The organism is Gordonia jacobaea (assembly GCF_001186365.1).
Lineage (GTDB): Bacteria > Actinomycetota > Actinomycetes > Mycobacteriales > Mycobacteriaceae > Gordonia > Gordonia jacobaea.
This window is the reverse complement of sequence record NZ_LDTZ01000018.1, coordinates 126,697-140,052: the sequence shown is the minus strand read 5'-3', so window position 1 is coordinate 140,052 and position 13,356 is coordinate 126,697. Positions and strand designations below refer to the sequence as shown.

General features: G+C 66.0%; 10 protein-coding genes and 1 riboswitch. Of the genes, 6 read left to right on the top strand and 4 right to left on the bottom strand.

Features of this window, described 5'->3' with window-relative positions:
* Positions 1 to 13: 13 nt before the first annotated feature.
* Positions 14 to 3,280, top strand: a complete 3,267-nt coding sequence (locus ABW18_RS13985) for an error-prone DNA polymerase (RefSeq protein WP_049699593.1) — start codon at positions 14 to 16, stop codon at positions 3,278 to 3,280.
* A gap of 116 nt (positions 3,281 to 3,396) precedes the next feature.
* The gene (locus tag ABW18_RS13980) at positions 3,397 to 3,624 is read left to right on the top strand and encodes a DUF167 domain-containing protein (protein ID WP_005207899.1); all 228 of its coding nucleotides are present in this window, start codon (positions 3,397 to 3,399) and stop codon (positions 3,622 to 3,624) included.
* Between the two features lie 142 nt (positions 3,625 to 3,766).
* On the opposite strand, the gene ABW18_RS13975 is transcribed toward ABW18_RS13980, so the two are convergent.
* Positions 3,767 to 4,231: a tRNA (cytidine(34)-2'-O)-methyltransferase gene (locus ABW18_RS13975; RefSeq protein WP_049699800.1), complete on the bottom strand. Its 465-nt coding sequence runs from the start codon at positions 4,229 to 4,231 to the stop codon at positions 3,767 to 3,769.
* Positions 4,232 to 4,397: 166 nt separating this feature from the next.
* Positions 4,398 to 5,354: a serine/threonine dehydratase gene (locus ABW18_RS13970; protein ID WP_049699592.1), complete on the bottom strand. Its 957-nt coding sequence runs from the start codon at positions 5,352 to 5,354 to the stop codon at positions 4,398 to 4,400.
* 107 nt (positions 5,355 to 5,461) lie between these two features.
* On the opposite strand from ABW18_RS13970, the gene ABW18_RS13965 reads away from it, so the two are divergent.
* The 3 genes from ABW18_RS13965 (at position 5,462) to ABW18_RS13955 (ending at position 8,437) form a co-directional block, all read left to right on the top strand.
* Positions 5,462 to 6,346, top strand: a complete 885-nt coding sequence (locus ABW18_RS13965) for a bifunctional methylenetetrahydrofolate dehydrogenase/methenyltetrahydrofolate cyclohydrolase (RefSeq protein WP_049699591.1) — start codon at positions 5,462 to 5,464, stop codon at positions 6,344 to 6,346.
* Positions 6,343 to 6,666, top strand: coding sequence for a DUF3017 domain-containing protein (locus ABW18_RS13960; protein WP_049699590.1), 324 nt, complete (start codon positions 6,343 to 6,345; stop codon positions 6,664 to 6,666). The genes ABW18_RS13965 and ABW18_RS13960 overlap by 4 nt, the downstream gene beginning before the upstream one ends.
* Before the next feature lie 247 nt (positions 6,667 to 6,913).
* Positions 6,914 to 8,437 (top strand): hypothetical protein, encoded by a 1,524-nt coding sequence (locus ABW18_RS13955; RefSeq protein WP_049699589.1) that lies wholly within the window; start codon positions 6,914 to 6,916, stop codon positions 8,435 to 8,437.
* A gap of 49 nt (positions 8,438 to 8,486) precedes the next feature.
* On the opposite strand, the gene metX is transcribed toward ABW18_RS13955, so the two are convergent.
* Together metX and ABW18_RS13945 are read right to left on the bottom strand one after the other, a co-directional pair.
* The gene (gene metX, locus ABW18_RS13950) at positions 8,487 to 9,635 is read right to left on the bottom strand and encodes a homoserine O-acetyltransferase MetX (RefSeq protein ID WP_049699588.1); all 1,149 of its coding nucleotides are present in this window, start codon (positions 9,633 to 9,635) and stop codon (positions 8,487 to 8,489) included.
* Between the two features lie 29 nt (positions 9,636 to 9,664).
* Positions 9,665 to 10,987, bottom strand: a complete 1,323-nt coding sequence (locus ABW18_RS13945) for a bifunctional o-acetylhomoserine/o-acetylserine sulfhydrylase (RefSeq protein WP_049699587.1) — start codon at positions 10,985 to 10,987, stop codon at positions 9,665 to 9,667.
* Between the two features lie 62 nt (positions 10,988 to 11,049).
* A riboswitch (SAM riboswitch) is annotated at positions 11,050 to 11,197 on the bottom strand.
* Positions 11,198 to 11,508: 311 nt separating this feature from the next.
* Here ABW18_RS13945 and ABW18_RS13940 point away from each other — a divergent pair.
* On the top strand, positions 11,509 to 13,299 hold the full coding sequence (locus tag ABW18_RS13940; protein WP_049699586.1) for a cutinase family protein: 1,791 nt from the start codon (positions 11,509 to 11,511) through the stop codon (positions 13,297 to 13,299).
* Positions 13,300 to 13,356 lie beyond the last annotated feature (57 nt).

The following is a 13,356-nucleotide window of genomic DNA, read 5'->3' as shown; positions in this document are numbered from 1 at the left end:
CTATACTGGCTGAGTGGGCTGGAACCAGGGCCCGCCGACGTGGCGGGAGATGGAGCGGGTGCTGTCGGGGCGCTCGCCCGATGGCGGTCGTCCCGGGGAGTTCTTCGGTCCCGAGCTGGCGGGCGACGGCAACGACAGCCCCGCGTGGTCGCGCAAGCGAGGCGCCTACACGGCGCCGGAGGTGTCTCGTGAGCGATCGTCTGTGCGCTACGCGGAACTGCACGCGCACAGTTCCTACAGTTTTCTCGACGGGGCGTCGATGCCCGAGGAGATGGTGGAGGAGGCGGCCCGACTCGACCTGACCGGTCTGTCGATCACCGACCACGACGGCTTCTACGGTGTGGTCCGATTTGCCGAGGCCGCAAAGGAATTCGCGATGCCGACGGTGTTCGGTGCCGAACTCTCCCTGGAGCCGGACGTGACCCGCACCGGGGTGACCGATCCGGCCGGCGAGCATCTGCTGGTCCTCGCGCGTGACAGTGAGGGGTATCGGAGGTTGTCACGGGCTATTGCCGACGCCCACATGTCCGGCGGTGAGAAGGGGTTGCTGCGCTACGACGTCGACCGGCTGACCCGCGACGCCGGGCACTGGATGATCCTGACGGGCTGTCGCAAGGGCGCGGTTCGGCGAGCGTTGGATCGTGCGGGTATCGGTGCTGCCGAGGCCGCTCTCGGTGGAATGGTCGAGCGGTTCGGACGCGACGACGTCGTCGTTGAACTCACCGCGCAGGGTCTGCCCGACGACGACGAGCGCAATGCGGTGCTCGCCGACCTCGCGCGGCGATTCGGCCTGCCGACCGTCGCGACGTCGGGGGCGCACTTCGCGGGGCCACGTCGTCGACGCCTCGCACTGGCGATGGCGGCGGTCCGTGCTCGCACCGACATCGAGACCATCGCAGGCTGGATGCCGGGGGTCGGCGGTGCGCATCTGCGCAGTGGCGACGAGATGATGCGCCTGCTGCCCGCGCACCCCGACGCCATCGCCACCGCGGCAGACCTCGCCGACGACTGCGCCTTCTCGCTCGGATTGATCGCGCCGCAGTTGCCGCCGTTCGACGTGCCTGCCGGGCACACGGAGTCCAGTTGGCTACGGCATCTCACCATGACCCGCGCACGACGCCGCTATGGGACACCGGCCGAACATCCGGCGGCGTACCGGCAGATCGAGCACGAGCTGGCGATCGTCGAGACGCTCACCTTTCCCGGCTATTTTCTCGTCGTCGCCGACATCGTCGACTTCTGTAAACGCAACGACATCCTGTGCCAAGGTCGGGGGAGTGCTGCCAACTCCGCGGTGTGTTACGCGTTGGGTATCACCAACGTCGACCCGGTGGCCAACGAGTTGCTGTTCGAGAGGTTCCTCTCGCCCGAGCGTGACGGGCCACCGGACATCGACGTCGACATCGAATCGGACCGTCGTGAGGAGGCGATCCAGTACGTGTACCGACGGTATGGCCGCGAGTACAGCGCACAGGTCGCCAACGTGATCACCTATCGGGGTCGATCGTCGGTGCGCGACATGGCGCGGGCACTCGGCTATGCCAGCGGTCAGCAAGACGCCTGGAGCAAGATGCCCGACACCGCGCCCGACGACGTACTCGACCTCGCTGGCGAAATCGCCAACATGCCAAGGCATCTCGGCATCCACTCCGGCGGAATGGTGATCTGTGATCGTCCCATCGCCGATGTCTGTCCGACGGAGTGGGCGCGGATGGAGAACCGTAGTGTGTTGCAGTGGGACAAAGACGACTGTGCCGCAATCGGTTTGGTCAAGTTCGACCTACTCGGCCTCGGGATGCTCTCGGCGTTGCACTACGCGATCGATCTGGTCGCCGAACACAAGAACATCCATGTCGACCTCGCCAAACTCGACCTCACCGAGCAGGCCGTGTACGAGATGCTCTGTCGCGCAGACTCTGTCGGGGTTTTCCAGGTGGAATCGCGAGCGCAGATGGCGACCCTCCCGCGATTGAAGCCGCGCTGCTTCTACGATCTGGTCGTCGAGGTCGCACTGATCCGTCCGGGACCGATCCAGGGCGGATCGGTTCACCCGTTCATCCGGCGACGCAACGGCCAGGAGGAGCCGACCGTCGAGCATCCGTCGATGTGGCCCGCGCTCAAGCGCACACTCGGTGTACCGCTGTTCCAGGAGCAGCTCATGCAGTTGGCCGTCGACGTTGCCGGATTCGACGCCGCCGAGGCGGATCAGCTCCGTCGGGCCATGGGGTCGAAGCGATCACCGGAGCGTATGCACCAGCTCCGTCGACGCTTCTACGAGGGCATGCAGCGCTCGCATGGCATCACCGGCGACATCGCCGACCGGATCTACGAGAAGATGGCAGCCTTCGCCAATTTCGGCTTCCCCGAAAGTCATTCGCAGAGTTTCGCATCGTTGGTCTTCTACTCGTCGTGGTTCAAGCTGCACCATCCGGCCGCCTTCTGCGCCGCGTTGCTGCGTGCACAACCCATGGGCTTCTACTCGCCGCAGTCGTTGGTCGCCGACGCCCGCCGACACGGCGTCGACGTGCACCGACCGCATATCAACGCGTCGCTGGCCGAGGCGACGTTGGAGAATGACGGACTCGACGTGCGGCTCGGATTGGCGTCGATACGCGGGGTCGGAGACGACGTCGCGGCGCGCATCGTCGAATCCAGGGGAGTCGACGGTCCGTATGCGAGCATCACCGACCTGTCGCGGCGAGCCGATCTCAACCTCGCGCACCTGGAGGGGCTGGCGGGCGCGGGGGCGTTCGAGTGTTTCGGCATGAGTCGACGACAAGCGTTGTGGGAGGCGGGCGCCGCGGCCACCGCGAGCGTCGAACATCTCGAGTTGGAGTCATCTGCGCAGGTACCGACGCTGCCGGGATTGTCGGATGTCGAGCTGGCCGCCACCGATGCCTGGGCGACGGGGATCACGCCGTCGAACTATCCGACACAGTTCCTGCGTCCACGGTTGACTGCGATAGGTGTCCTGCCCGCAGAGGCGCTATTGTCTGTGCCGGATGGGTCACGTGTCATCGTCGGAGGGGCTGTCACCCACCGGCAGCGTCCGGCGACAGCATCCGGCGTGACGTTCATCAACCTCGAAGACGAGACCGGAATGGTCAACGTGGTGTGTTCGGTCGGGCTGTGGTCGCGGTATCGCGAGCTGGCACACTCGGCATCGGCGCTGCTGGTACGCGGCAGAGTGCAGAATGCAGAGGGCGCGGTGACGGTGGTTGCAGATCGGTTGCAGCGGATGGATCTTCGAGTGGGTACCCGCTCACGGGATTGGCACTGACGTGACATGTGCACTGATCTGACATGTGCACTGATGTGAGATTTGCACTGATGTGAGATTTGCACTGACAACTGCGCGGAAGCATTCGCGCACAACGACAGCGGGGAGAGGAACAGATGGCGAAACAGGTGATCGTCACGGCAAAACCGAGTAGTCGCAAGGGGCCGCTCGTCGAGACCGGGCCGGACGGTTCCATCACCATCTACGTGCGCGAGCCCGCCACAGAGGGTAAGGCGAACAAGGCGGTCGCCGAACTGCTCGCCAAGCACCTTGGCGTGCCGAAGTCCAAGGTGGCGCTCATCGGGGGAGCGACAGCGCGCACCAAGCGTTTCCGCGTCGGCTAGGCGGGCGGTCCATCCGTCTGCCGAGCGGACGCGATTCCATCGAGTGGGTCCCGCATAGCGCCGACTGTGCGTCACGTAAGGCCGACTGTGCGCTCCGTGGCGCCGACTGTGCGCCAGTCCCGTTAGTGCGCAGGAAATTTCGTCACACCGCGCCGTCGAATCCGTTCTGTCGCCACGCCTCGTAGACGACGATGCTCGCGGCATTCGCCAGGTTGTGTGAGCGGCGCCCGGCGAGCATCGGGATACGAAGCCGGTCGGTGATCTCGGGTTCGGCGAGCACGTCGTCGGGGAGTCCGGTGGGTTCCGGACCGAACAGCAGTACGTCGCCGGGGCGATAGTCGACGTCGGTGTGATAGCGCGATGCATGCGCGGTAAATGCGAAGACGCGTTGCGGTTTCAGCTCGGTGAACGCTGTGACGAGGTTCGGGTGGACGGTCACGTTCGCCATCTCGTGGTAGTCGAGGCCAGCTCGTTTCACCTGAGCGTCGGACATCGAGAAACCGAGCGGCTCGATCAGATGGAGTTCGCAGCCGGTGTTGGCAGCCAGCCGGATCGCGTTACCCGTGTTGGGCGGGATGCACGGCTGATAGAACATGATGCGGAACATGGGGTCCATTGTGCAGAGCGTGATCCGACGCCCCGCCGGGGGCGGTCGACGCACAGTCGACGCGAGGGAGCGCCCAGTCGACATGAGGGGACGCCCAGTCGACGCGAGGGAGCGCCCAGTCGGCGCGAGGGGACGCCCAGTCGACGCGAGGGAGCGCCCAGTCGGCTCAGAGGTCGTCGAGTCGGGTGTTGGCTCCGCACAGCAGCACGCACAGCGTCGAGTCGGGGGCCGGCGTCACCAGCCCCGCGACGACCGCCGCGACTGCGGTGGCGGTGCCGTGCTCGACGACAATCCGGAACTGCTCCCACAGCATTCGACGCGCGGCGATGATCTCGTCGTCGGAGACGACGACGCTCTCGACTGTCTTGTCGGCGATGGTCGACCAGCAGATGTCGCCGATCCTGGTGGCGCCCAAGGAGTCCGCGGCGATGCTGTCGAGCTCGACGGATACCGGCCCGCCCGCCTCTATCGCCTGATGCAGACTCGACGCTCCGGTGGGCTCCGCGCCGACGAGACGATCGCCGGGACGCTGGGCCGCTGCGAGACCCCCGAGCAGTCCGCCGCCTCCCACGCACGCGACGACGGTCTGTGGTCCGGGGACCTCGGCGGCCAACTCGAGGGCGATGGTTCCGGCGCCCGCGACGACGTCGGGGAGGTCGTATGCGTGCAGCAGCAGCGCACCGGTCTCCGTGGCGAGAGCATCCGCGAACTCGGCGGCGTCATGATATTTCGAGCCGTGCAGCCGAACCTCGGCTCCCAGATCCCGTAGCGCCGTCACTTTCACCGGTGGGGCGTTCTCGGGTACGACGACGGTGCACCGTGTGCCGACGATGCGTGCCGCGTGCGCTGCGCCGATCGCGGCGTTTCCGCCGGACGCCACGACGACGCCGCTCTCCGAGAGGTTTCCCGCCTCGCGTGCGGCCATTACGGCATTCACGCTCCCGCGGGCTTTGAACGAACCGCCGAGTTGCAGGTACTCGAGCTTGAAAGCCACCGGCACGCGCCCGTTGACCGTGTCGAGTTCGGCGCGCAGCACCGGAGTGCGTCGAACGTGCGCGGCGATGCGGCCCCGCGCCCTTCTGACGTCGGCGACGGTGACCGGGCGGGCAGCATTCGTGGACATGGCAGCACGGTACTCGGGCGTCGCAGCGCATCCTCGACCCCGACTTCCCAAACTATTGACACCCGACACCTGACACCGCACGTCGCGCAGGATGGAACAATGGACGGGTGAGCGCGATACGACTCGACGGCAAGCTGACCCGCGACGAGATCTTCGCCGATCTCCGTGAACGCGTCGACAAGCTGCGGATGGCCGGCGTGATGCCGGGTCTCGGCACGATCCTCGTCGGCGACGACCCGGGTTCGCAGTCCTACGTCAAGGGCAAGCATTCCGACTGCGCCAAGATCGGTATCGCGTCGATCCGCAAGGATCTCCCCGCGGACGCCACCACAGAAGACCTCAACGCAGCCATCGACGAACTCAACGCCGACCCCGGCTGCACCGGCTACATCGTGCAACTCCCGCTGCCGCGACACCTCGACGAGAACGCCGCGCTCGAGCGGATCGATCCCGCCAAGGACGCCGACGGTTTGCACCCGATCAACCTCGGACGACTCGTCCTCGGCAAGGAGTCGACGCTCCCGTGCACGCCGCGCGGAGTGATCCACCTGCTGCGTCGGTACGACATCCCGATCAACGGCGCGCGCGTCACCGTTGTCGGCCGTGGCGTGACGATCGGTCGCCCGATCGGCCTGCTGCTCACTCGGCGCAGCGAGAACGCGACGGTGACGCTGTGTCACACCGGAACCCGCGACCTCGCCGCAGAGATCAAGCGTGCCGACATTGTCATCGCAGCGGCAGGTGTGCCACATCTGGTCACCGGAGACATGGTCAAGGCGGGCGCCGCTGTCATCGATGTCGGCGTCAGCCGCACCGAGGACGGGCTGGTCGGCGACGTCGCCCCTGACGTGTGGGACGTCGCGGGATATGTGTCGCCGAATCCGGGCGGCGTCGGACCACTGACGCGCGCGTTCCTGCTCGTCAACGTGGTTGAGCGCGCGGAGGCAGATCTCGCGGCCGGAGTGAGCGTCGCCGGGGGTTCCGGCCGGTGAACTCCGCGACGGATGCGCGGGTGCGGCAGCTTCGCCACGCCCGTCGGGTCCGCGCCTACATCGCGCAGATTCCCTATCTCCTGGTGATGCTGGGCGTGATCGCCGGAGCGGCGCTGGTGTTGTTCGACCGGTGGCGACGCGGTTCGTTCGTCTTCGGAACGGCTTTGCTATTGGGCGCGCTCATGCGTGCGGTGTTGCCAACGTCACGAGTTGGATTGCTGCAGGTCAGAGGAAGATTCTTCGACGTTATATCCCTTGCCAGTGTCGGAAGCCTCATGTTATGGCTAGCTGCGTCAATAGATCCTTTGGGCACGGATTGATTACAATATGGCGCACGCTTCGGTAAAGTGTCCCGTGACGTGAGCTGATCCGGCACCTGTCTGATCAGTCTCTGCGACCCTTCGGATCCTCAGGTTCCGGACGCGCGCACTGACCGAGTAGTGGCGCGCTGCGAAGGTGCGTGAGCACGTCGCAACGACCGACGAACGGCGACAAACGGGCAGGCAACCAATCTCTTCGACGCTGGATAGACCACAGGATCGCTCCACCCACGACGAGACGACGTCGATGGGTGTTTCGTTGGGTCAGGGCATGATCCACTTTGTCCTGCTGACCCGTGACGGATCGGGACGCGAACTCGTGGAGTCGCGAGTGATCGACGTCGATCCCAGCGATGGCCACGACACCGCGGGCAGGGTCAACGCAGGCATCGACCTCATGCTCGACGCCGCGCGAGGTGCCGACCGGCGTGTCGGACCGATCGGCGTCGCGGCAGGCGGCGACCTCGGGCGTGAACTCGTCGGTTCGACAGGATCGGGTCCGCGCCGACAGATCCACCTTGTCTCCGTCGAGGAGGCCGTTACGGCCTGCCTGACCGAAACGGGTCAGATCGGGCGGTATCGATCAGTGGTCGTCGTCGACTGCGGCGACACCGGCATGACCCTCTACACCGTCGATCCCTCGACCGGAGCGATCGGCGACATCACACACTCGCGCGCGCTGTCGGGTCGCGCCCTCGACGACGCGATCGTCCGCGAAGTGATCGACGCGGGCGCCGTGAGTGGTTCGTTCTCGAGCAAACTCAGTCGCAACGCGTTGCGTAGCGCCGTCCGAACTGCCAAGGAGGAGTCGGGCGAGCACGGCACAGCCGACGCCGCAGGCCGGTTCCGGATCGGCGATGCAACGCTCGCCGCAGCGGTTCGTCCGTTCCTGCTCGACGCTCGCGAAGAGCTGAGCCGTTACCTCGCAACGCATTCGGCGTGCGCCATTGTCCTTGTCGGTGGCCTGGCGAACCTGCCGACCATCGCCGACATGGTGCCCGAAGAGGATGCCGATGGCGGCCTCATCGAGGTCATCGTCCCGACGAACCCGGAACAGACCGCCGCTGTGGGTGCCGCGATGCTCTCGTCCGAGCAGGCGGCGGCACCGAGTCGCCTGACCTTTATGGGAGGCGGGAGGCGCAGGGGAGTGCTTTCGCCGCTGCCGATTGCTGTCGCCGCCGTGGTCATCGCGGCAGCGATGTTCACGGTGTACGCGGTGGGGTCGACCCTCACCGGGAATACCACCGACATCCCATCGCCTTCGAGTGCTCGAGTGGCGTCGATGTCGACCGCATCCGACGAAGCCGACGTCGTCCCCTCGGAGACGAGACAGGAACCGACGCAACTCACGTCGACGCCGGCCGAAGCTCCGCGCACAGCCCGGGAGGACGACGGACCCGGGTGGGCGACAACGCAACTGCCGCCGACCACGCCGTCGCCGTCGACGCTCACACTCTCCGCGCGTCCGAGTACGCCGTCGACGACTACGCGGCCACCCAGCGCCGAGACCAGTCGTCCCACCTTGCCGCTGCCGCCGGGGATCACGATTCCGCCGAATCTGCTGCCGCCGGAGTTTGCCCCGCCGTCGAGGGAGCCCGCTCCCGGCGAGCAGACACCCACTCCAGACAATCAGCAACCCTCCGGGGAAGCTGGTCCGAATGGCAATGCGTCCCAGTCGAATAACCAGCGCGGTACCGGCACGGGCAGGCAGGCGCCTGCCACCACGACCACGACGACACCGGTTCCCGGCGGACTGCTGCCCCCGCCCTGAGGTACCTGAACGCCCTGAGGTACCTGAACGCCCTGAGGTACCCGAACGTTCAGCGACGCGCGAGATCGACTGTGCGCTTGAGTAGATCGCCGATGGCGTCGAATTCGGTGAGGAATCCGTCGTGTCCGTTGTCGGACTGCACCACCTGTAGGCCTCCGACGCAATTGCCGAGTTCTTCGGCGAGCTCGACCTGTAACCGCAAGGGGTACAGGCGATCCGAGTCGATACCGCCGACGATCACCGGAACGTCGCAGGCGTTGAGTGCTGCCGTCACGCCACCGCGATCGCGCCCGACGTCGTGGTGGTTGAGTACTTCGCTGAGAATGACGTAGCTGCCCGGATCGAATCGCTCGACGAGTTTGCCCGCCTGGTGCTCGAGGTAGCTCTGCACGGCGTAACGTCCGCCGGTGAGCGGATTCTCTTGTCCCTGAGCGTCGTTCGCGAAGCGCTCGTCGAGTTCCGGTTCGCTGCGGTAGGTCAGGTGTGCGATCCGGCGAGCGATTCCCATTCCGGTCGTCGGCGACTCGCCGGTGCCGTGATAGTCGCCGCCGTGCCACGCCGGATCGGACGTGATGGCTGCGATTTGCGTTGTCTGCGTGCCGATCTGGTCGGCTGTCGCACGAGCGCCGACGGCGAGCACGAGTGCGCTTCGAACCCGTTCGGGATACTCGATGATCCACTCGAGTGCCCGTGCGCCGCCCATCGAGCCGCCCACGACCGCACCGATACTCTCGATGCCCAGATGATCCATCAGCGCGACTTCGGCGCGGACCTGATCGAGCACGGTGAGTTGCGGGAAGCTCGAACCCCACGGTCGGCCCGTGGAGTCCAGCGATGCAGGCCCGGTCGACCCGCGGCATCCGCCGAGCACGTTTGCCGAGATGACGCACCATTCGTCGGTGTCGACTGCCGCGCCGGGACCGATCAGACCGTCCCACCAGCCCGGGGAGGGGTGAGCGGCATCTGCGGGTCCGGTGACGTGTGAGTCGCCGGTCAGGGCGTGCAGCGTGAGGATGACGTTGTCGCGGGTAGGTGACAATTTTCCCCACCGCTGAAAAGCGAGGGTCACGTCGTCGATCTGCTCACCGTTGTCGAGTGAGATCGACCCGAGACGGGCGCTGAGCATCTGGCCGTCCGGGGCGTTCTCCCAGTCTGGCCGTTGCTCTGTATCCGTCTGCGGGTCGATGCTCACCGACACAGGTGTCCTCGCTCCTTGCTCTGCGTTGTTTACTTGGCTGCTTCGAAACCCCGGTCGAGGTCGGCGAGAATGTCGTCGATTCCCTCGATGCCCACCGCGAGGCGGACGAGGCCGGGGGTGACACCCGCGGCGAGTTGCTCCTCGGGGGTCAGCTGGCTGTGGGTGGTCGATGCGGGGTGGATCACCAGCGAGCGCACGTCACCGATGTTGGCGACGTGGCTGTGCAGCGTGAGCGCCTCGACGAACCGCTTGCCCGCGTCGACGCCGCCTGCGATCTCGAAGCCGATGACCGCACCTTGGCCCTTCGGCGCGAGCTCCTGGCCACGCTTGTACCAGGGCGACGACGAAAGGCCGGCGTAGTAGACCTCTTCGACCTGCGGGTTGTCGTTGAGGTACTCGGCGACGCGCTGCGCGTTGGCGACGTGGCGCTCGACCCGCAGGCTCAGGGTCTCGAGGCCCTGGGCGAGCAGGAATGCGTTGAACGGCGAGATGGCTGCACCGGTGTCGCGGAGCAACTGCACGCGGGCCTTGAGCGCGTACGCGGGAGCGCCGAGATCGGCGAAGACCGCACCGTGGTAGCTCGGATCGGGCGTGGTGAAACCGGGGAAGAGGTCTTTCCCGTCGCGCTGGACACGCCAGTCGAAGGTGCCGCCGTCGATGATCACGCCGCCGATCGCGGTTCCGTGCCCGCCGATGTACTTGGTGGCCGAGTGCACGACGATGTCGGCGCCATGCGCGAGCGGATTGAGCAGGTACGGGGTGGCGACGGTGTTGTCGACGATGAGCGGCACGCCGTTGCGGTGTGCAACCTCCGAGATGCCCTTGATGTCGAGGATCTCGTTGTTCGGGTTGGAGATCGACTCGCCGTAGAACGCGCGGGTGTTGTCGCGCACGGCAGCCTGCCAGGAGTCGAGATCCTCGGGATCCTCGACGAAGGTGACCTCGATGCCGAGCTTGGGCAGCGTGTAGTGGAAGAGGTTGTACGTTCCGCCGTAGAGTCGCGGACTCGACACGACGTGCCCGCCGTTCTCGACGATGTTGAGGATCGAGTACGTCTCCGCGGCCTGACCCGATGCGACGAGCAGCGCGGCGACGCCGCCCTCGAGAGCGGCAAGACGCTGTTCGACGACATCCTGCGTCGGATTCATCAGCCGCGTGTAGATGTTGCCCGGCTCGGCAAGGCCGAACAGGTTCGCGGCATGGGTGGTGTCGTTGAAGGTGTACGACGTGGTCTGGTAAATCGGTAGCGCGCGGGCGTTGGTTGCCGCGTCGGCTGACTGGCCCGCGTGGATCTGCTTGGTCTCGAAACTCCAGTTGTCGGCTGGGTTCTGGTCGACGTCGACGTCAGACATTGAATATGCGTCACTTTCTACGGTCGGCAGGGCACGACGACCCTGTTGGGGTCCGACCTTCGGACCCGCGCTTGCCGGGGACCCGAAACCATCTTCGATGGAGATCATCGAGGAGCGGGGTCCCACAACCCGGTCATCACCCGGAGCACCCCACCGCGGTTGGAGGGTTGCCGATCAGCGAGCCGGGGCTTTGCGCTGATACTCATGACCTGGCGTCAAGGATATAACACGGTCGAAATGAAGTGAGAACCCTCCGACGCAGGCTGGTTCTTGGGCTGGACAAGGCGTCGTTGCGGCCGCGGTGCTCCTCGGCGGCGAATGGCCCCGAAGAATGCCTTCTCGTGTAGTCCGAACAGTCGAATTTGACGTTCTTTATCGACGGTTCGCCGCGCGATCGTCGGTTTCTGCCGTGGCGTGGGTCACAGACTTCTACGATCCGATCATTCGCGAGGGGTCGGCAAACCCGGACGCCGACCATGTCGCGATGACACGGCAGAACCGGCCGGATTGGTGGAGAACGCATGGGTGGTCACTTCGGTTTCAGGCGATCGATCAGGGCGGCGAGCACACTCGGACTCGCCGCAGTCGCAGCGGTTCTCCTCGCGATAGGCCAGACTTCCGGCGCGGGTGTCGCGCGAGCCGAGGCCAGCGCCGATTGCGGCAACGGCGCACTCGTCTTCGTCGGCGGTACGTGGGATCCCCAGGCACATTTGCTCGACGGCGTCACGCGTCAGCCGCAGTACGCCGGCTACACCGTCGAGCGCGTCGAGTATCCGGCGTCGATTTGGCCGTTGGGTGCCTTCGGCTTCGACGACAGTCAGTCGCAGGGCGTCGCGGCAACGATGTCGACAGTGGCGAGCTATCAGGCGCAGTGTCAGGGTTATCCGGTCGTGATCGTCGGGTACTCGCAGGGCGCGGGAATCGCCGGCGACGTGCTCACCGGCATCGGCACCGGCAATACTTCTGGCCACGAGATCTCACCGAGCAAAGTTTCCGGACTGCTCTACTCCGATCCTCGGCAGGCAGGAACTCTCTACGGACAGGGCATCGAACGCGTTCTGATCGGCGTGATCCCCGGACTGACCATGGCGGGCGGACGCGGCGTCGACGACTTCGGCGGAATTCCGGTGACCTCCGTGTGCTTCACGGGCGATCCGATCTGCGACCTGCCCGATCCGCTCCACGATCCGCTCGGTGCCCTCGATGGCTTCGCGGGTTACTGGGTCAAGCATGGTCTGTACCCGCTCTACATGTATTTGGCAGCGACCAACGGGGCCCTGTGGGACGCATGGGGAGTCAAGCCGTTGCACTGCGACAACACCACTGGCCAGGTCAGTACGTGTCAGCTCGTCGTGCCGTCGTCGGCGTGGGTCCTCACCCAGCAGTTCGTCGACAAACTCGGTCTCGGTTGGACCGTGCCCGACCTCGTGAGCAAACGGTGGAGGTTCCCGGACATCCTCGGCATCACACTGGCCGACTTCCAGCCGCCGATCCGGTGGGCCATGGGTTGGTTCCCGCAGTTGCCCCAACTCGGCTACGGCGGTGTACTCACCGACGTCTACACGTTCCAGGACATGGCACGAGGATTGTTCACATGGGATCCGGTGCTCTGGGGGCAGGGCGTCGACGCGTTGAGGACCAGCGTCAGGAGCATCGCGGCGATGCCGCTGAACTTCGGAAAGTTCTGGGCCTACACACTGACCGGCCGCGATGTCACGGGCATTCCCGGACCCGCGTACCGACCTTCGCTTGTCGCGTTCGAAGAGTGGCTCGCGTCGCTGCGCTCTCCGTCGACGACGACCAGCCACACCGAGTCGCTGGTGGCGCTGTCGGCATCGGAGAAGATCGCCGAAGCCTCGGGGACCGTGGTCACGGAGAAGAACGTCGGTGACCACGAAGGGCTCGGCACCACCGGAGCTGGGGTCAGCACCGGGGATGAGGGCGCCACCGGCACTGAGGGTCCCTCTGGCGGAAAAGTCGTCGACGATTCGGCCAGCGTTGGTGGCGACGGCGCAGCTGACGGGACGGGCACCGGAGCCGGGTCGACGCCTCCGACTGTCAGCGACTCGCCGCAACCCCAACCGCACCCGGGCGGGGAGTCGTCACAGCCGAGCGAGAATCCCGGCGGCGCGCAGGCGCCTGCACCAGAGTCGTCGGCGCCCCAGCCAACACCCGACACGTCAACACCCGACAAGCCAACAGCCGACACGTCGACATCTGACGAGTCGACACCCGGTGCCTCGACGCCGCATGCAACGTCGCCGGAGAGTGCGACACCGAAACCAGCGGCGGAGGGCGCACCAGCTGCCTGACTCCGGCCCCGCGAGGGGTCGGGTGTGAACGAATTCACCGTCGACGACGGAATCACG

Bases quoted from the DNA above. Each gene is read 5' to 3' on its own strand.
- ABW18_RS13980 (WP_005207899.1), top strand. From the start codon at position 3,397: ATGGCGAAACAGGTGATCGTCACGGCAAAACCGAGTAGTCGCAAGGGG.
- ABW18_RS13940 (WP_049699586.1), top strand. From the start codon at position 11,509: ATGGGTGGTCACTTCGGTTTCAGGCGATCGATCAGGGCGGCGAGCACA.
- ABW18_RS13955 (WP_049699589.1), top strand. From the start codon at position 6,914: ATGGGTGTTTCGTTGGGTCAGGGCATGATCCACTTTGTCCTGCTGACC.
- ABW18_RS13975 (WP_049699800.1), bottom strand. From the start codon at position 4,231: ATGTTCCGCATCATGTTCTATCAGCCGTGCATCCCGCCCAACACGGGT.
- ABW18_RS13945 (WP_049699587.1), bottom strand. From the start codon at position 10,987: ATGTCTGACGTCGACGTCGACCAGAACCCAGCCGACAACTGGAGTTTC.
- ABW18_RS13970 (WP_049699592.1), bottom strand. From the start codon at position 5,354: ATGTCCACGAATGCTGCCCGCCCGGTCACCGTCGCCGACGTCAGAAGG.